This is a genomic window from Paenibacillus sp. 1182, assembly GCF_017833915.1.
In the GTDB taxonomy this organism is placed as follows: domain Bacteria; phylum Bacillota; class Bacilli; order Paenibacillales; family Paenibacillaceae; genus Paenibacillus; species Paenibacillus polymyxa_D.
Map to the genome: position 1 here is coordinate 502,090 of NZ_JAFICR010000003.1, position 17,761 is coordinate 519,850.

General features: G+C 47.4%; 17 protein-coding genes. 14 read left to right on the forward strand and 3 right to left on the reverse strand.

The window, feature by feature from the left end; translation table 11 throughout:
* Positions 1-38: 38 nt before the first annotated feature.
* The 10 genes from JOD82_RS07990 (at position 39) to JOD82_RS08035 (ending at position 10,094) form a co-directional block, all read left to right on the forward strand.
* Complete coding sequence (locus JOD82_RS07990) at positions 39-1,328, forward strand: vWA domain-containing protein (protein ID WP_209948091.1); 1,290 nt, start codon at positions 39-41, stop codon at positions 1,326-1,328.
* A gap of 18 nt (positions 1,329-1,346) precedes the next feature.
* Complete coding sequence (locus tag JOD82_RS07995; protein ID WP_069010195.1) at positions 1,347-2,000, forward strand: beta-mannanase; 654 nt, start codon at positions 1,347-1,349, stop codon at positions 1,998-2,000.
* A 16-nt stretch (positions 2,001-2,016) separates the two neighbouring features.
* Positions 2,017-3,282 carry a TRAFAC clade GTPase domain-containing protein gene (locus tag JOD82_RS08000; RefSeq protein WP_029519150.1) on the forward strand — a complete coding sequence of 422 codons (1,266 nt, stop codon included), beginning with the start codon at positions 2,017-2,019 and terminating at the stop codon, positions 3,280-3,282.
* A complete protein-coding gene (locus tag JOD82_RS08005; RefSeq protein WP_209948093.1) occupies positions 3,279-6,296 on the forward strand; it encodes a GAP1-N2 domain-containing protein in 3,018 nt (1,005 codons plus the stop codon). Before JOD82_RS08000 ends, JOD82_RS08005 begins: the two co-directional genes overlap by 4 nt.
* A 230-nt stretch (positions 6,297-6,526) precedes the next feature.
* The gene (locus JOD82_RS08010; RefSeq protein WP_029519152.1) at positions 6,527-6,994 is read left to right on the forward strand and encodes a MarR family winged helix-turn-helix transcriptional regulator; all 468 of its coding nucleotides are present in this window, start codon (positions 6,527-6,529) and stop codon (positions 6,992-6,994) included.
* 93 nt (positions 6,995-7,087) lie between these two features.
* A complete protein-coding gene (locus tag JOD82_RS08015; RefSeq protein WP_069010194.1) occupies positions 7,088-8,470 on the forward strand; it encodes an MFS transporter in 1,383 nt (460 codons plus the stop codon).
* An 80-nt stretch (positions 8,471-8,550) separates the two neighbouring features.
* Positions 8,551-9,120 (forward strand): hypothetical protein, encoded by a 570-nt coding sequence (locus tag JOD82_RS08020; RefSeq protein WP_069010193.1) that lies wholly within the window; start codon positions 8,551-8,553, stop codon positions 9,118-9,120.
* Between the two features lie 68 nt (positions 9,121-9,188).
* Positions 9,189-9,338 (forward strand): 50S ribosomal protein L33, encoded by a 150-nt coding sequence (gene rpmG / locus JOD82_RS08025; RefSeq protein ID WP_013310116.1) that lies wholly within the window; start codon positions 9,189-9,191, stop codon positions 9,336-9,338.
* A 204-nt stretch (positions 9,339-9,542) separates the two neighbouring features.
* Positions 9,543-9,764: a hypothetical protein gene (locus JOD82_RS29055; RefSeq protein WP_238437774.1), complete on the forward strand. Its 222-nt coding sequence runs from the start codon at positions 9,543-9,545 to the stop codon at positions 9,762-9,764.
* A gap of 84 nt (positions 9,765-9,848) precedes the next feature.
* Complete coding sequence (locus tag JOD82_RS08035; protein WP_013310118.1) at positions 9,849-10,094, forward strand: type B 50S ribosomal protein L31; 246 nt, start codon at positions 9,849-9,851, stop codon at positions 10,092-10,094.
* A 111-nt stretch (positions 10,095-10,205) separates the two neighbouring features.
* Here the strand turns inward: JOD82_RS08035 and JOD82_RS08040 are convergent, their stop codons facing one another.
* The 3 genes from JOD82_RS08040 to JOD82_RS08050 are packed head-to-tail and all read right to left on the reverse strand — an operon-like array spanning position 10,206 to position 13,321.
* A complete protein-coding gene (locus JOD82_RS08040) occupies positions 10,206-11,315 on the reverse strand; it encodes a CobW family GTP-binding protein (protein ID WP_049817075.1) in 1,110 nt (369 codons plus the stop codon).
* 18 nt (positions 11,316-11,333) lie between these two features.
* Entirely contained in the window at positions 11,334-12,311 is a 978-nt protein-coding gene (locus JOD82_RS08045; protein WP_209948094.1) for a TIGR03943 family putative permease subunit, read from the reverse strand.
* 8 nt (positions 12,312-12,319) lie between these two features.
* Positions 12,320-13,321 (reverse strand): permease, encoded by a 1,002-nt coding sequence (locus JOD82_RS08050; protein ID WP_209948096.1) that lies wholly within the window; start codon positions 13,319-13,321, stop codon positions 12,320-12,322.
* A gap of 235 nt (positions 13,322-13,556) precedes the next feature.
* Here JOD82_RS08050 and JOD82_RS08055 point away from each other — a divergent pair, with 235 nt between their 5' ends.
* The 4 genes from JOD82_RS08055 to JOD82_RS08070 all read left to right on the forward strand — a co-directional run bounded on the left by JOD82_RS08055 (position 13,557) and on the right by JOD82_RS08070 (position 17,647).
* A complete protein-coding gene (locus JOD82_RS08055) occupies positions 13,557-14,654 on the forward strand; it encodes a CobW family GTP-binding protein (protein ID WP_209948098.1) in 1,098 nt (365 codons plus the stop codon).
* Positions 14,651-15,775 carry a FecCD family ABC transporter permease gene (locus JOD82_RS08060; protein WP_029519159.1) on the forward strand — a complete coding sequence of 375 codons (1,125 nt, stop codon included), beginning with the start codon at positions 14,651-14,653 and terminating at the stop codon, positions 15,773-15,775. The genes JOD82_RS08055 and JOD82_RS08060 overlap by 4 nt, the downstream gene beginning before the upstream one ends.
* On the forward strand, positions 15,772-16,560 hold the full coding sequence (locus JOD82_RS08065; protein WP_029519160.1) for an ABC transporter ATP-binding protein: 789 nt from the start codon (positions 15,772-15,774) through the stop codon (positions 16,558-16,560). Before JOD82_RS08060 ends, JOD82_RS08065 begins: the two co-directional genes overlap by 4 nt.
* A gap of 64 nt (positions 16,561-16,624) precedes the next feature.
* Positions 16,625-17,647, forward strand: coding sequence for an ABC transporter substrate-binding protein (locus JOD82_RS08070; protein ID WP_209948100.1), 1,023 nt, complete (start codon positions 16,625-16,627; stop codon positions 17,645-17,647).
* Positions 17,648-17,761: the final 114 nt, after the last annotated feature.

The following is a 17,761-nucleotide window of genomic DNA, read 5'->3' on the forward strand; positions in this document are numbered from 1 at the left end:
TCATCCTACTTTAATGATGGAAGGAAGCAACGATTCTTATGAAGCAGCGTAAATTTAACGTTCTCCTATTACTGTTCGGCTTGCTGGGCGCTGTAGTAGGCTTCATCTTGGGAGAGCTTATTCTTCACAAATTGATAGGGCATTGGCCGCATATCATCGTGATCGGGCTGTATTTTGGCATCATGGCCCTGTGCATTGGCCTAGGCTGTCTGATTGGCGAACTGATTTCGCCACAGTTAAATGGACATTCATGGCGGCAGCGCTACTCCGGGTTATCCTGGAGGTTACTGGTGCCTGCTACGTTGGTGATGTTGTTCGTGGCAGGTCTGCTATTGGAGTTGGGCTATCAGGTTAACCCTGAAGGGCGCAAGAGCGTACAGGACCTCGTACTTGTGATTGATAATTCCGGAAGTATGCAACAAACAGATCCTGATAATGAACGCCTAACGGCTGCCAAGAGTCTGATTGCCCAAATGGATGGAGACAAGCGGGTAGCCATTGTTTCATTTGAATCTGCTGCGCAGTTGGTTCAGCCATTTACTCCCATTGGCACAGATGCAGAGAAGCAAGCGGTATATTCTAAAATCGATAGTATGCAAACTATAATGTCAGGCGGTACAGAGATCGGGCTTGCTTTGGACGAGACGATCAAGGAGATTGAAACCCAAGGCAATGCGGAAAAAGGTTCTCTCGTTATTATGCTCTCTGATGGTTTTAGCGATCTGGATACCCAGACAGCATTGGCTCCTTATATCGCCCGCCAGATTCCGATTAATACGATCGGGCTGAAACTGGCAGAGTCGGATGGTATAGCCTTATTGCAAAATATTGCTAACCTGACAGGTGGAACTTATTCTAATGTAGCCAATGCCCAAGGACTTACTCAGGCGTTCGGTAAAATATATAACAAAATCGGTGATCGCACACTGGTAACGGAGCGGACAGGTGAATATGCCGACAGTCTGTATTTTGCCATTTATCGTGTAACGGCTCTGGTCATTATCGGCGCTCTATTGGGATTAGCTCTTGGGCTGATGTTCGATAACCGTTTTCTTGCACGGAATTTCGCCATTGGTGGAGTCCCGGCAGGCTTGCTCGCTGGCTTTATTTTGGAAAAAGGATTATCTGGATCGCCTATAGGCGACTTGATGATTCGTTTGTTGGCAGCGCTCGTACTGGCAGCCCTTATTGCTGTCTTTTCGCTTGTTCTGCCGATTGCGGAAAATACTCGCCGATCTTCCGGTGGAGGAAGTCAGGGTGAGTCGTCAGGACGCCGAAGAGGGGCACCGGAAGCCCCGACGCGCAATCGACGCAGCAGTGGATTTTAGAACGGGAGGCTGGAACTTATGCAGTATAGGGAAGCACAGCCCGGTGATCCTATTATTTCGGAGCTGAGCCACAAAATTGATGACAACCGGGTTGTGTTACGCTGGCAGTGGCCTGAGGGCGCAGCCGTGGTATATATTGCGAAGCAATCAGCCGATGCAGGTGTGAATGGGCAAAATAAAGGTGAAGTTTTACCGCCTTTTTCAAGCCTAAAACTTTTTACACGCGAGGAGTATAAGGCTGCTGGCAGCTATCGTGACCGAATTGAAGGCATTGGACGCGTGCGGTATACCGTGTATCCGGCTGTTCGGGAGGATGGAGACACTTACGTGATCCGTCAGCAAGACGGAGCCAACCAACTGGAGTTGAGCACCGGAAGGGCTAAAATCAGATATGCGGTTCACCATAAAAAAGGCTGGTTTCGCAGCCGCAAAACCGTCCAAATTCAGGTGACAGCCGAAGTTCCTGTCCCGCAGGAGGCGCTTTGCTACGTGAAGAAGCGTGGGGGCTATCCCGCAGATCGGGACGATGGAACCTTGTATCCGTTCACAGCACCTTTTGTTGCGGGACGGAATGTTTTACCCGCTGTTGAAGTGGGGGGAGATGAATATGTGCGGCTGTTTTTTACGGACGGCCAGAAATATGGCACGGTATATGAATTAGTTCCTGAATGAAAGGAGGCCGCAACCGATGAGTTTTCTTAGCAATTTATTCAGAAGAAAGCCACAGGCAGCGCCAAGGCCGTTATTTTATGATATTGTGTGCCCTTATTGCTTTAGTAAATTCTCCCCGGAGGAAGTAGTATTCCGTGCTTCTCATCACCGTGAAGATGACGAGGACTACGCTTTGGGTGAAGATGAGCTGTTGAACAAATATCGGGAGCGTTTTGGCTTGGACAGTGTGCATGATATGGAGGCGATTTTACATCCCCTTGATGTTCCTGAGGAACATCGATTGTATTCTGATCATGTACTGACAGGACTGACCGACCGTTATGGCGAGCTGACGCGTCACCGACTGTGCCCGCACTGCCATAACGAGTTGCCCGTGACTGCGGGTAAGGTGCCTAGCAATATCATTTCGATTATTGGAGCTTCGCAGGCAGGGAAATCTGTTTATATGACCTCCCTGATTCACACGCTGCAACATGTTACGGCCGATCATTTTGACGCGGCTTGCATGCCACTCAATGCAGAGATCAGCCGAAAGTTCCGCACTATGTATGAGGAACCCTTATTTGAAAGAGGCGATCTGCTTACATCGACACAAAAAGAAAAGATGCAGGAGCCTTTTATCTTCCAGTTCGTATTTAAGGATGAGGAAAAGCCGCCACTGACGCTAGTGTTTTTTGATGTCGCCGGTGAGGGAATGGTAGATCAGGACTATCTGGGACTGCATGGACAGCATATTAAGAATTCTGCAGGTATTCTCTTTATGGTCGATCCACTACAAATCCGCTCTATTCGGGAGCGCATTAAGATTAACCTTGGCGATAAGCCGGGTGAGTGGGTCTCACAATATGATGAACCGCGTGACGTTGTACTTACGATGTTCGGTGATTTTATTGCCTATCAGGAAAAAGGGAAAACGGACATTCCGACCGCTGTCGTCCTGACCAAAAGTGATATGCTTACTGCGTTGGCAGATGAAGAAGGCACATACATCAAGACGAACAGCAATATTTTTAATCCGATGGAGCATCGCAAATATATGGATTTGGATGAGTTTGCGAACATTGATGGCGAAGTTCGGCGCTTCATCGAAAAGGTGGATAAACCGTTCAAGGGCACGATGGATGTATATTTTACGGATACGGCCTATTTCGCGGTTTCCGCGCTGGGTAGCAATCCGGTTGAGCAAAAGCTGCAAGGGTTGGTTAGTCCGATCCGTGTGGATGAGCCATTTATTTGGCTGCTTTATAAGTTGAAGTACATTGAGGGGAGAGAATCACAGTGAGTTATGCTACCTCTCATTTGATACAACAGCAGATGTACACACGGGAACGGCGTGGTATTTTCCGTTCTACGGAAGGCTTCGATACAGTGGCTAATTCCAAAGGATTGGATGCTTCTTTTATTAAAAAGGTGCTGCATCCCTTATGTGTATATGATGCGCCTGCTGCTTTGACGGCGCGCGGCGAGAAACAGGAAAGTGTCTATCCGGAAGCCATACATCTGGTACGGACGGAGTCCGGGGATGTAGTACTTGGCCGCAGTATTTATAAGGCTGCGGATTTTACTGGGCTACGAAGCGCCCTTTTCACGCACAACTATGTGATTCCAGCCGGACATGGTGAATCTCCGTCTGACTATAAGCAGTGGCTGAACACCTCCTTTGTTGATACTTATGATATTGAGCAGGGAACGGATTTGCCGGAATTGGAGCGCCTACCAGGTGGAAGTGTATTTCCGGCTGTTGACCCGTCTACAGTGCTGGCTCAATTGCAGCTGAGCGAAGAAGTGTTCAAACAGCTTTTATACGCAGTCATGATGTCCGCAGCGGGTCGCAAAAAGGTATACGTAGCGCTGAATGTTCCTGTAGAAGCGGTCGGATCTTCAGCCAAGCAACTGCTTGTTGTGTTATATGCAGCACTGCCTTATGCATTTCGCAACAGACTCGGATTTCTTACATATGCACAGGAACCAAACAGCAGAAAAGGCATTCACTTGATGTTTGTTGAGCCTTTTAGTTTGCGTCCCGGTGATCGGAATGTAGAAAAGGACTTTGTATTTGACCTGTCTAATCATAGTCGAATACTTAATGTGGATGCAGAGCAGGTGAGACAGCCGTATTTTGACTGGATCGTCCGTACGTTGTTGAATGGTGAGACGCCGGACGATTTCTTCAAATTTGCCGAGCAAATGCTGACAGGTATGGAGGCTGGGCGTGATTTGACGCCATCCAGCTATCATGAGCTAATTACGTTGTACAGAATTGAGCAGGGAGAGCGGGCATTATACAACGAACAACGAATCACTGTGTTACGAAGCCTGACTGATTATTTATCGCCACCCGATGCGCTGCCACGTAAAATGAGGCTGAATGATCTGTTTCTGTCGTTCTTTGATCATGAATTTGATCGGGTGAAGGATGGATATATTCCGGATGTAGGCCTGGTAGATAGTTTCAAGGACTATTATAAAGTTCATGCACGCAGCAGCGAAAATCGGTTGGTGGAATATTTAATCCGTTCGCTAAACAATGCTTATACTGCCAGAAATACGGAAGCAGTCACGTATATTTATCATACAATTGAAGAGAATCCATCATTAGGCAAGGCATATTTTACGAAAGTGTTGGGTAATCCGGCACTGACAAAAATGCTGTTCATTCCCTACATGGACAGTCAGATGAAAAGAACACCGGATGCCAAGGGGCTGCTGGCTGTTGTGCACGAATGGGGCAGTAGGTATATCGAAGTGTCGGCGAATGCCGATTTTCAGCTTTTGGCAGAATCTGCACTGATGGGTCGACTGCGTGCGGAAAGAAAACCAGTAGAGGCTGTGGCTGCCATTCACCAACGCTTGCGTCAATGGGACAGCAACTCTGCCGTAGGCAAACTGTCCCCGCTGGAGCAATCTGGATTGACAGAACGCTTGCAGGAAGCGTCGGATCGGTATTTACTTACCGAAGTAGAGCTAAAGGAAATATCACCCGATCAGGTCGTACAGATTCCTTTTTTCACACGGCCTGATTTGGTGCAGTGGGTTGGAAAGCTGCCTGCTCCTCTTAAGGGACAAGCTGTGCGATTAGTTGCGGCTTATGATTGGTTTAACACGGAGGACCCGGAACCGTCGGTGCTGGACGGTCTGGAGCCCGGCGAAGTAGAAAAGGTACAGGATTGGGCTTACAGCTGGCTGCCCCAGCAGCTTGCGGAAGGCCATTTTGCCCGTCTGTTGCCTGCCTTTTATCGTTCTGACGGGCCGGGAGAGGGAATATTGGATTTCGCTCGCCTGGTCAGTTCGATTCGCAAATGGGCAAAGGATAACGATACGATGTACCGCTTTATCCGATGGTCGGAGGAACACCCTGAGTTTGCTACTCCACGCGGCGGTTTTGAACCATCCTACAGACGTGCGCTACTTCTATTCTTCCAAAAGGAAGGACGAGAGGGACTGCATAAAAAAACGCTGTGGCGTCAATATTTTGAACCTGCGAAGCCTGCCTTTAAAAATTTCTATTTGGCAGCAAAGCGTGAGACGGACACGCCTCTGGTCAAAACGCTTCGTCGTTTCCGTAAAGGTGGGGTGATTTCCGGGATCGTGCTGATTGTCATTGCAGGTACGCTAGGCGGCCTGAAAGCAACCGGGGTGATCGGATCTGCTGACACACCTGCGCCTGTTGCCACTCCGAAGCCTGTACAACAACAGCCTGTAGAGCCTACAGTGCCCGTAAAAAAGGAGCCTACGGCGATAGTGACACATGTGCCTAATACCAAGTCCACTACGAAAATGGTCAAGCTGTTGTTTGCGTTTCAGACATCGACAGAGCAGGCAGAATTTAAGCCGAAGAAGCTCGTCATTGTCGGTGCGGATCAGCAGGAGCACTTATACGAAAATTTTACACTTGCTGAACAGAACGACAAGGAAGCAGCCAGTAAGGCGAACAATGATCCATCCGGTGATGTAAACACTGGGAGCGCCACTACAAAAAGCACGACAGCAGATGGACAATCCACGGACAATGGTTCCACAGCTCGTGGGGGTACATCCAGTGGAAAAAGTGGTGATCAATCTGGAGCAGTGACTGGCAACACGGACGGAGGCTTGACTTCGGAGATTACTACTGAGGGTAGTGGCAATGGAGCAAATACAGACACAGACACTGACACACCATCGGAGTATGATCTGAAGAAGTATCCTTATCGTACGCTATTGACCCTTTGGCAGCGGTTGGAACTGAATGATGCTAGCACGGTTACCGTTGATGGAGAAGAATATCCGCTAGTTCAAGTGAAAACTGCGGACTAAGCAACTATAAAACAGAAATGAATGATGAATGAAGTAAAAGACGGGTTTCCTTCAAAGGACTCGTCTTTTATTGTGCCTATATTTCCATAAAGGATGAATTTGTAATTCAAAATTAACCCTATCTAATAAAGCATCATGTTACGAAAGTATTGACACTAAGTAGACAGCTGATTAAAATTAGTTGGAATTCAAACTATTAAAATTAGATAGATATGGAGGTTCGTAGTGAGATGGGAAGCGAGGTGTATCCCGTTTGTCTTCCTTGGGAGGAAGAGAGCACGATGTATTTAATTAAATGGATTTTCACTACCGTCCGGCGCGAAATTGAAATAGCACTGCGCCCTTTGGGGCTCACCTCCCCACAATCGCAGACGCTCTATATACTGGCGATGTCGCCTGGAGTCACCAATACGGATTTGGAAAAGCTATTGCTTATTGATAAATCAAGCGTTACTAGCCTGGTTAACGGGATCGTTAAGAAAAACTGGGCAGTACGCAAAAGTCACCCGGAAGATGCACGCATGAAGCAAATCTATTTGACTGAGGAAGGCTTGAAGATTCACAAGGTAGCTGAACGTACTATTGAGGCAATTAAAAGCTCGGTAGGGGAAACGTTATCTGTCGGAGAATCGGAGACGCTGCGCGGCCTGCTTAAAAAAATTCTCCGCGACTACCACCCTGCGGACGCCCGTGCATGAGCGAATATATAGAGATTTTACCCGGATAGGGGTATTCAAAAGCAGTGAATTACGATCTTAGATAAGAGGTTTACAGGAGAGGGAGACAACCAAATGATAAATGAACAAACTTATCCGAATGCGGATAAGCTTATGCGTGTGCTAGCTTTCACACTTGTTTTTTCAGTGATGAACGCTTTTATGTTTAATGTCGTTATGCCTGTGATTCGAGAGGAGTTTCATATTAGTGCTTCCGATGTAAGTTGGTTGCTGACTGGCTATATGATCGTGTATGCGGTTGGCTCGGTGACCTACGGCAAATTGGCAGATAAATATCGTCTTAAGGATTTGCTGACGTTTGGGATTATCTTTTTTGCACTGGGTTCGCTTATTGGACTGTTGGCCAATCAATTTTGGATGCTCATTGTAGCTCGTTTGCTTCAGGCTGCAGGGGCTGCTGTTATTCCGGCCACTGCTATGATCGTCCCAGTCCGTTATTTCTCGGCTGAAAAAAGAGGACGTGCTTTGGGCGTCACAGCAATCGGCTTGGCGTTAGGTACTGCACTGGCTCCGATTATTTCCGGTTTGATCACAGGCTTTGCAAGCTGGCGTTTTTTGTTCGTCATTTCCATGCTGCCACTGATCGCATTGCCGTTCTTTCGTAAATATTTGGACGATCAGCGTGGAGAGGATCAGAAGTTCGATTTTCTTGGTGGATTATTGCTGGGTGGAACAGTAGCCTTCTTATTACTTTCGATTTCGCAAACCAATATGATGTTTTTTCTGGTCGGTATGGTGCTGTTTGCACTGTTTATATGGCGCATTAACACTGCACATGACCCATTCATCCAGCCGAAGCTGTTCCGTAACAAACAATATTCATACGGGCTCCTTATCGCTTTTTTAGGGACGGGGATTAGCTTTGGATTGCCGTACTTGGCACCGCAGTTTCTGAACAGTCTCAATCAGCTTACGCCCGCAATAATTGGACTGGTTATGTTTCCGGCTGCTATTGCTTCGGCTCTATTGGGTAAAAGAGGGGGGCGTTTGGCGGATAGCAAAGGAAATTCGTTTCTCGTCTATACAGCTGTATCGCTTTTGTTTATTTGTTTTATCAGCTTGTCTACGTTTGTGGGTGCGTCTCCGTATCTGATTTTGTTTTTGCTTATTTTCGGAAACGTAGGTCAGACCTTCATGCAAATTGCCATGTCCAACACGATTTCTCGTACCTTGTCGAAAGACCAGATTGGTGTTGGAATGGGGCTGCTATCTCTGCTGAATTTCATTGCCGGAGCGATTACGACAAGTATCTTGGGCAAAACGCTAGATAGTTCGTCGTCCTTTCATCTGAATCCTGTCGTATCTAATGTGCAGGTGTTCAACTTTAGCAATATTTTTACGGTGCTTGCACTGATTGCGCTTGTGACGATGGGACTTTATGCGTTGCAATTCCGAAGGGGTCCACGCGGTAATACGCCTGCTGTTGAACAAGGATAAACATTTGATGTAACCTCATGCCAAAACAAGGGTATAATATAGAAGGAAAAGTTCATCTATGGAAGGACGGAGTGTCCGGCATGACAAGAAACCTTCAATATGTACCCTATGGTTATGAGCCTCCGATCGAGATGCATAAAGGGACCATGGTCTACTATGATACGTTCGAGCAGATTACAGCCAGAGAGCTGGAGCTTTTTGCCGAAACGGGGGCTGCATTATCTTTTACAAAGCTGGTGCTGTATCCGCTGCATGAAGAAACCGTCAGAAGAATGTGGAAGCAGCCGGTACGTTCGTATTACAAGCGGGTGGACGAGCTGGGAGAGTGGCAGCGGGAGCAGGCTTTGAGTGCTGTTGTCATTGAGAGCTGGGAAGGTAAGCGTAAAAAGTATACGCCGATTGAAGCAGCTATTCGTTTTTTGGCGGAAAAGTATACGACCCCACTTTTTTTGTACATGAGTCCTGAAATGGCAAATTTGTGCGCTTCCTATGCATCGTTTGGAGAATGGATTAGAAATGTCAGATTGGTGCTTTCGAGCGAACCACTACAACTTCATCCGAAGCTTGCACAGTACCGTAATCGCTGGAACACGGTAGAAGAAGCGATAAACCGTGACTCTAAGGTTGACAAAGCGGAGCATGAATTATAGAATAAAACTAATCGTAAAAATTACTATTGTAATTGTATACCATGTATTCCAATTAAGGAGGAAGAGAAATGCGCGTAATTGTTACCTTGGCATGCACCGAATCCGGTGACCGCAACTATACAACAACTAAGAACAAAAGAAATCATCCGGACCGTCTTGAAATGAAAAAATACTCTCCGCGTCTGAAAAAGTACACGATCCATCGTGAAACTAGATAATTTGAGGCCTGCTGTATAGCAACCTGAATTATCCTGCTTCCTGAGCGAAGCCTGTTAAGTTTGCAAAAGCCTGCGTTATGGAACCGGCGAAAACTTGAATTAGTCCAGTGGACAGAGCGTCTAAAGTTAAAGCTTGCATCTAAGAGAACGGCTTTTTTTCACGGCTGTATGATAGATGCTGAGCTACATGGCACGCTTTGCCTTTTGAATCGAAAGCACGTGGCTACCGACTTCTCCTGTGCTGGTGTCAGCATTTGGGACGAGCCGGAGGACCATTCACTATATGCTTATATAACGATGAAGGCTGACGAAAGATCCGGAGCGTTCGTGCAATGGGCGATGCGATATATGCGGCATCGTTTGCTTGTCGTTTACGAGCTTGAGCGCCAACCGTTAAGGTCTGTCGTCTTTTTTTCTGGGACATAACCGTTCCTTTTGCCAACTGATGGAGTATTGCGCCAGTACGTTTGAGGTTGAAACTAAAACTACATGAAAGATTAGGTGAAACTAATGAAAAAAGATATTCATCCAACATTGAACAAAGTTATCTTTTTGGACCCTAGCTGTGGATTTACTTTCCTGAGTGCTTCCACTAAATATTCGCAAGAAACGATGGAATGGGAAGATGGTAACACATACCCAGTTATCCGTGTAGATACTAGCTCCGCTTCCCACCCGTTCTTCACTGGTAAACAAAGAAACGTGGATATCGGTGGCCGTGTGGATCGCTTTAACAAAAAATATAACCTTAAGTAAGAACAGTCGAGCGTTGTGTTCATGGATTATGCTTATAATCTGTGAACATCGCTTTTTAAAAAACCTCCTGCATCTGCAGGAGGTTTTTTTGTCTTAATTTAGACCTGTTATTTATAGCGAAATGAAGCACTGTTCCCATTGGTCGGTAATGGATGCTTTGTCGAGCTGCTCCCCAATGAGCGTGACATATCCCTGACTCACGGGAAGTGCAGTAGGCTGCCACTCCAAGTGATTTCCTGAAAATTGCAAAAGCATTGTCCCTTCCTGAGGAAGCACGCAATAACCTTTCGCTCGAAGCAGAGAGGAGCCTAGCCCTGTCAGAAAGCGCTCCAATCGTTGTTTTTCGAGTGGCTGAGGAGAATATTGATGCAGCGTTAAGCTCTCCAAATGGGAAAACGAGTGGGTCTGGTTGGGATCGTGGCTGTGGCTATGACTGTGTGCAGAAATAACTTTGAACGGCGTACTTATAGAGGTAATACTGGGTCGTCCGGAACTTTTGACGGGAATGGGGACAGACAGTGCATCTGCATCAGTGGGCTGGACCTGTGCAGGTGCTGGTTGAGGTGTCTGTACAGGTTTCGCGGCAACGGATGTGGAGGCCAGAACAGGCTCTAGCAGTGGTTCAAGGTCAACCCGGCTATATTCAGTAGTTTGCAGCTTGGCCGTATCGTTGAGCTTGCGGATGCTTTTGACGACCTTCGTCACTTCACGGCTGCTTGCTGCATCCGTCTTGTTCACCACAATGAAGTCTGCGGTGCGCAGTTGTCCGTGCAGGGTGCGAACCAGTTCTTTATCAGCCGTAAAACGGCTATTGTATTCATGGAACAGCTCAGCATCCACAACACTGATGCTGTGAACCAGATAAAGCTGATCTGCCAGTAGAGGGGAGCGAAGCTCCTCCAGTACTTGTTCGGGGTTGGCTACCCCGGTGGTCTCCATGAAGATCAGATCTGGCTCCTGGCTGAGCAGGGTATGCAAAGCCCCTGCCAGTTCATTTCTTTTGCTGCAACAAATGCAGCCTTCTAGCAATCCTTCTACTGTTACGTCAGGCATTTCCTCTGAAATTATAGCGCTGTCTACATTATATTCACCCATTTCGTTCATTAAAACAACAGCACGAAGGGGAATTTGGCGGGTATGGGCTAACAGGCGCAAAAGCAGTGTTGTTTTGCCGCTTCCAAGAAAACCACTGATTAAAATAACAGGAACTTTGTTCATCATTTTTCCTCCTTGGCGGGGTTAGTGTGTTGTGTTCAAGCGATCAAAGGTAGCTACCGAGTCTGCTTGGGTATAGACATAAGGGGATTCTGGCTGCTCGACAGCGGTTATTTTTTCGGATCGAATTTCAAGTACGGGAGCGTTTCCCTTTTGTGCGGTATGCAGTGTTCCTTCAATGGTCACCCAGGTATCCTTGTCAAAGGACGGGGCTTTCTGGGATTGGACGATGATCCCGAAGGGCATGGCATCGGCAGTACAGCACATGACGAGGAATCTTCCTACTGCAAAAAGCCCTTTACCCGGCAGATTGTCGTCTTTATACACAAAGCCAGTCACCTGTACTTTTTTTCCTTCAAAAGCTTGTTTATATAATTCAATGGCTCCAATAGTTTCGGAAAAAATCTCTGGCTTGATCTGTATGATAGGTTGCTGATACAGGCGTTTCGCCAGTTCGGCGAATTCCACATTGTACTTATCAGGCGGAACGAACAGCTTATCCAGCGTTTCCTGACTCCATTTCCCCTCTGGAGGGGGCGAAGTGGGGACAGAAGATGCAGTTGATAAAAGGGAGGAGGTGGATGCTTTCGTGGTCTGTGTATCTGTTTTCCGTCGGATGTCCGGGTTGGGATACGTGAAGGACATGCCTTTTTTGGCGGCCATATCACTACCAAGTGCCTGATTGGGCAGCAAAGAACCGAATAGGAGCGGAATGAGCAGCATTCCATATACGAGTGTTTTTTTGAACCAGCTTTGCGGCAACGGGTGCTCACAATCACATACATCCTCACCGTCCCGCCCCCCAACGATTCCGTGCCATGCCATCGCCAATGCGATGAACAAAAGTGGTACAGGACAGAGTAGGAGTAGCTTTTGCATATGGGGAGCTAGGTAGTAATGAAGTGCATTCGTGCGGCTTAATGAGATAATGTATACAGCCAATCCGATCATGAGCAAGGAGCGCATGCCATATTGCCAGCGGATGCTAAAGGTTGAATTCACGTTTGTATTCACCTCCCCAATAACCATTCAGCAGCTATAGAACCCACTAGAACAAGTGAAACAATGAGCAAGGCCAGGATGGCGACAAATTTGGTGCGGAAGGTGCTTAGTAGCATGAGCGTGCCTTTGAAATCTAGCATCGGACCAAGTACAAGAAAGGCCGCCAGTGGACCCAGTGTAAAGGTATGTGAAAAAGCAGTCGCTACAAAGGCATCAGAGGTGGAACACAGCGACAGTATGTAGGCAAAACCCATCATAAAGGCGTACGATCCGACCGTTCCGTTGCTTAACGAAAGCATCTCATTACGTGGGATGAAGGTTTGGATGCAGGCTGTCAATAATGCGCCGATAATGAGATATTTACTCATGTCCAAAAACTCGTCCCCAGCATGTACAAAAAATCCCCGCCATGTGCGATTATGCCGATGAGTCTGATTGTTCTGCTTTTGCTGGTTAAAAGAGAGTAACGACCGTTTGAGCGGATGTACTCGCACAAAGGCATACACGATCAGTCCGATGATCGCGGAAACGGTAAAAGCCAAACCCGTTCGAACGGCAGTGACCTCGGGATGGGAAGGGAAAGCCATCATCGTCGCAGCCAGTACCACGGGATTGATAATGGGCCCGCTTAAAATAAAAGTGATACCCATATAGGCAGGCATTCCCTTGAGCATTAATTGGCGAACGACAGGGATCATGCCGCATTCACAGATGGGAAACAGTATACCTAGTAAGGAGGCCAGCAGGACACCCGGTACAGGATGTGCAGGCGCTATTTTGCGAATCCATGTCTCCGGTACAAGCCACTGCAAAAGGGATGAGACGAGCACACCGATCAGGAGAAACGGAACAGCTTCCAGAAAAATACCCATAAATACCGTTTTTAATGGCTGCAGCTGCCCCACATCTAACAAACGAAGCCACTGGGGAGATAGCGTGACAAGCACAGGGATGAGAAAGGCAAACGGAATCATAAAAGGCAGCATCTTCAACAGCGTACTGTTTTTCATTCCACGTCTCCTTGGGAATAAGGGTTCTTATCTACAGCCTATGCCTGTAAGGGGACAATCATGCCCGCCGGATTGTGTGTGAATCACCTCCCTATATTGACAAATCTGAGCATGCTCATATATATTTATACTCATTAATAGTAATTATTACGATTAAAATCCGATAAATGATTGCAAGAAGGAAATTTTTAAGGTACGATCCATATTAAATGTTGCAAAGACAAGGAGGGGTTATATGATACCGATTGTTGTTTTATCCGGTTTTTTGGGTAGCGGTAAAACCACTCTTCTTCAGCATGCGCTGGCTTACTACAAGGAAAAGGGTCTCAAGCCAGCCATTTTGATGAATGAGTTGGGTGATGTTAATCTGGACGGTAGTTTGGTGAATGGACAAGCACCCATGAAGGAAATGCTCAGTGGCTGTATATGCTGTACCATTCGCGGGGACTTGGGCGTCGAGCTCATGAATCTTGCTGAGGAATATAAGCCGGACGTGATTATTGTAGAATGTACCGGAGTGGCTAACCCGATGGAGATTGTAGATGCAGTGACAGACGCCTCCATTTATTCTACTATGATATTACAATCCATTATCACGGTCATAGACGCGCGTCAATTTTTGGATTTTGCCTCGGGGAACGAGAGAAGCAAATCGCTTCGTTTGATGCAGGATCAGCTTCGATGCGCTTCCAAACTGATTATTAACAAGACCGATTTATTGGCTGCGGGCGAGTTACAGAAAGTACAGGCCCTCGTAAAAGAGTTAAATCCATATGCTTTGACTGTGAGCACGCAACGAAGTGACGTGGACGCTGGAATTTTTTTCTCCACTCAAGGACAGGAGCGTATGGATGTTTCGCGACATAAGGAATCCGCAGTTGATATTGAGAGTGAACATCCTCATTCGGAAAATCATCTGCACACGTATGACCATGATGACCATACAGATCATCAGTCTCATGATCACCATGATCACGACCATGACCATGACCACGACCACGAACACGAACATGGGGAGCATTATCATTCCTACGACCATGTAGTTGTTCACACGCATTTTTTTGGACAACCTGTGCCACGCTACGAGTTTGAACAGTTGTTCCGCAGTTTGCCAGCTGAAATTTATCGGGCCAAAGGAATTGTGCGGTTTCTGGAATCAGAGGGTCAGATGATGTTTCAATTTGCCTATCGGGAGCTGGAAATCATTCCGATCCGCCCGCAAAAGCCAGTGAACGATGTAGCGGTTGTCATGGGTGAGAATTTCTCTGCTTCCGAGATCGAGGAACAATTGAGAAAGCTGGAAGCGGCCGAAAAGCCATTGAGTAATTCATGACTTCGAGAACGAGTCACCTTAATCCATCAAGACCTAATCCATCACAACATCATTCTCGTGCACACCTAGCGGGCAAGCCTACTTGGGGATTTACAACAATTCTGCTGCTGACTGCTGGGCTGTTGCTTTCGGTCACACTTGCGGTCATGCTGGGCCCTGTAGCTGTCGCACCGGGGACGATATGGCGAATTGCACTGTCCCATCTTCCCTGGCTGGACCAGTGGATACCCGTGACATGGACCAAGCCTGAGCAATATATCGTTTGGGAAATCCGCTTTCCACGCGTGTTGTTAGGTGTCATCGTAGGAGCAGGACTAGCTGTTACAGGGGCGACTATACAGGCATTAATTCGTAATTCGTTAGCGGATCCCTATATTTTAGGTGTCTCGTCTGGGGCTTCGGTGACAGCCACATTGGTAATTGTGTTCGGAGCTTTCGGGTTTTTAGGACGACTTGCGCTGCCTTTATCTGCTTTTATAGGATCGTTAGCTGCAATGCTTATGGTGTTCGCGTTAGCCCGTGTAGCTGGGAGCATATCGACGACCCGCTTATTGTTGGCAGGGGTGGCGGTGTCTATGATGCTGTCGGCTGTGACTAGCTTTATCGTGACGATGGCCCCGAATGAAAAAGGCATTCGTGACGCGATGTATTGGATGATGGGAAGTCTGGCAGGTGCTCAATGGGACACGCTTTTCATTCCAAGCCTTATTGTAGTCGTTGGAACGGCTGTGCTTCTGACCCGATACCGGTCGCTGAATGCTTTGCTAACGGGTGAAGAGACCGCAGTAACGCTTGGTGTGAACGTACAGGCGTTCCGCGTATTACTGGTTGTGGTGGCGTCTCTTTTAACCGGGGCAGTCGTATCCGTTAGTGGCTCGATTGGCTTTGTCGGACTAATGATTCCGCACATCGTTAGGCTGGTAGTGGGATCAGATCATCGGCGTGTACTGCCCGTCAGCCTGTTGGCGGGAGCTATTTTTGTCGTGTGGGCTGATGTATGTGCCCGGCTTGTGCTGGCTCCACAGGAGCTACCGATTGGTATTGTGACGGCTGTGTGCGGAGGACCTTTTTTTGTGTGGCTGCTGCGTCGTAGTTCCTACTCGTTTGGAGGCGAAAAATGAATATAGAAGTCGAATGCGTGACCTTCAGTATTCACGACAAACGGCTGATCGACGGCATCTGTCTCCAGGTAAAAGCAGGGGAGCTAGTCGGATTGATCGGTCCGAATGGCAGCGGGAAGTCGACGTTGCTCAAAAATATGTATCGTGTGCTAAAGCCTGACAGTGGTGTGGTTACGTTGGATGGCCAGGATATGCTACGGATGAAGTATAAAGAGACAGCCCGACAAATGGCAGTGGTGAGTCAGGATGCGCCGCAAACGTTTGATTTCTCAGTACGGGACATCGTCCTGATGGGTCGCCATCCGCATAAGAAACTGTTGGAAGCAGATACTGTCGTCGATCATGAACTGGTCGAGCAGGCGCTGGAGCGGGTAGGCATGAATGCTCAGGCAGATCAGGGCTTTGCCACCTTGTCTGGCGGCGAAAAGCAACGGGTATTGATCGCCAGAGCTTTGGCCGGGCAGGCGAAATTTCTTGTTTTGGATGAGCCGACGAATCATCTGGACATCCGGTATCAGCTGCAAATTCTGGATTTGGTCAAAACACTTCGGATAACTACGCTAGCTGCACTGCATGATTTGAATTTAGCGGCATTTTATTGTGATCGAATGTATGTATTAAAAGAAGGCAAAGTGGTAGCCTCCGGCATAACAGAGGATGTGCTTCAGCCAGACCTGCTGTGGAGTGTATTCGGGGTCGAGACAGAAATCTGCATTCATCCAAAAACCGGAAAGCCGAATATTACCTTTTTACCGGATTCTCTCAGGAGAGGAGGCCATCCATGATGTTAACAGAAAAGGCGATACGATGAGGTAAGATTAACTACAAATAAAAGAGGAGACGGTACATATGAAAAGATATAGCAGGCCCGCGTTACCGCTGGTTATGCTCGCTTTGGCAATGATGCTGTTGTTATCAGCCTGTGCAGCAGGAAACACGGCCCAAACAAGCGATCCATCCGCAAGCGGGCAGCAACCTGCCGCATCCCAATCAGCAACCAAGGAGACGTCGGTAGAGCTTGAGAACATGGGCGTTAAAATGGCATTTCCCGAGGCGCCTAAACGCGCGGTTACACTGAACCAGCACCCGACTGAGGTTATGCTGGCTCTTGGGCTGGAATCCTCTATGGTAGGAACTGCGTATTTGGATGATCAGATTTTGCCAAAATATAAGGCTCAATATGACAAAATCCCGGTACTGGCCGAACAATATCCGTCCAAAGAGGTGTTTATGGCCGCTGCACCGGATTTTGCCTATGGGGGCTGGAAGAGTGCTTTTAATGATAAAAATCTGGGTTCCCGTGAGGAGCTAGCCAAACAAGGGGTGCTGACCTATGTACAGGCGTCCTCAAATAAGCCGGGCCCCACATTAGAAGATGTATATCAGGATATACTAAATATTGGGCGTATTTTTAGGGTTGAGGAGCGTGCAGAAAAGCTGGTAAATGAAATGCGTGAACAAGTGCAGTCCATTCAGACTCAAATTGGTGTTGTTGAACAGGCACCCAAGGTGTTTGTTTATGACAGCGGAGAAGACAAGCCCTTTACGGCTGCCAACAATTATCTAACGTCTTTGATTGAAAGTGTGAAGGCGAAAAATATTTTTGATGATATCGACAAAAGTTTTACTGAGGTAAGCTGGGAAGAGGTCGTAAACCGTAATCCTGACGTCATTGTCATTCTCGACTATGGAGATACTTCACTGGCGGATAAAGAGAAACTGCTTCTGAGCAAGCCTGCGCTGGCTGGTGTGGAAGCGATCAAAAACAAACGGTTTATAGTCCTGCCATTATCCGCAGCGGCTGAAGGCGTGCGCGCTCCGATCGCGTTGAAAACCTTGGCTGCAGGCTTGTACCCGGACAAGGTGAAGTAAACAAACAAAAGAGTTGCCAAAACATTGACGAACCTTGCCTAAACTGTTAAACTTGCTAATGCGTAAAGGTTACGTTTATCAAACGCTTATTTTTTTATTACCAAATCGTAATAA

Coding starts and splice junctions, on each gene's coding strand:
- JOD82_RS07990 (WP_209948091.1), top strand. CDS start 39: ATGAAGCAGCGTAAATTTAACGTTCTCCTATTACTGTTCGGCTTGCTG.
- JOD82_RS07995 (WP_069010195.1), top strand. CDS start 1,347: ATGCAGTATAGGGAAGCACAGCCCGGTGATCCTATTATTTCGGAGCTG.
- JOD82_RS08000 (WP_029519150.1), top strand. CDS start 2,017: ATGAGTTTTCTTAGCAATTTATTCAGAAGAAAGCCACAGGCAGCGCCA.
- JOD82_RS08010 (WP_029519152.1), top strand. CDS start 6,527: ATGGGAAGCGAGGTGTATCCCGTTTGTCTTCCTTGGGAGGAAGAGAGC.
- JOD82_RS08015 (WP_069010194.1), top strand. CDS start 7,088: ATGATAAATGAACAAACTTATCCGAATGCGGATAAGCTTATGCGTGTG.
- JOD82_RS08020 (WP_069010193.1), top strand. CDS start 8,551: ATGACAAGAAACCTTCAATATGTACCCTATGGTTATGAGCCTCCGATC.
- rpmG (WP_013310116.1), top strand. CDS start 9,189: ATGCGCGTAATTGTTACCTTGGCATGCACCGAATCCGGTGACCGCAAC.
- JOD82_RS08035 (WP_013310118.1), top strand. CDS start 9,849: ATGAAAAAAGATATTCATCCAACATTGAACAAAGTTATCTTTTTGGAC.
- JOD82_RS08040 (WP_049817075.1), bottom strand. CDS start 11,315: ATGATGAACAAAGTTCCTGTTATTTTAATCAGTGGTTTTCTTGGAAGC.
- JOD82_RS08050 (WP_209948096.1), bottom strand. CDS start 13,321: ATGAAAAACAGTACGCTGTTGAAGATGCTGCCTTTTATGATTCCGTTT.
- JOD82_RS08055 (WP_209948098.1), top strand. CDS start 13,557: ATGATACCGATTGTTGTTTTATCCGGTTTTTTGGGTAGCGGTAAAACC.
- JOD82_RS08060 (WP_029519159.1), top strand. CDS start 14,651: ATGACTTCGAGAACGAGTCACCTTAATCCATCAAGACCTAATCCATCA.
- JOD82_RS08065 (WP_029519160.1), top strand. CDS start 15,772: ATGAATATAGAAGTCGAATGCGTGACCTTCAGTATTCACGACAAACGG.
- JOD82_RS08070 (WP_209948100.1), top strand. CDS start 16,625: ATGAAAAGATATAGCAGGCCCGCGTTACCGCTGGTTATGCTCGCTTTG.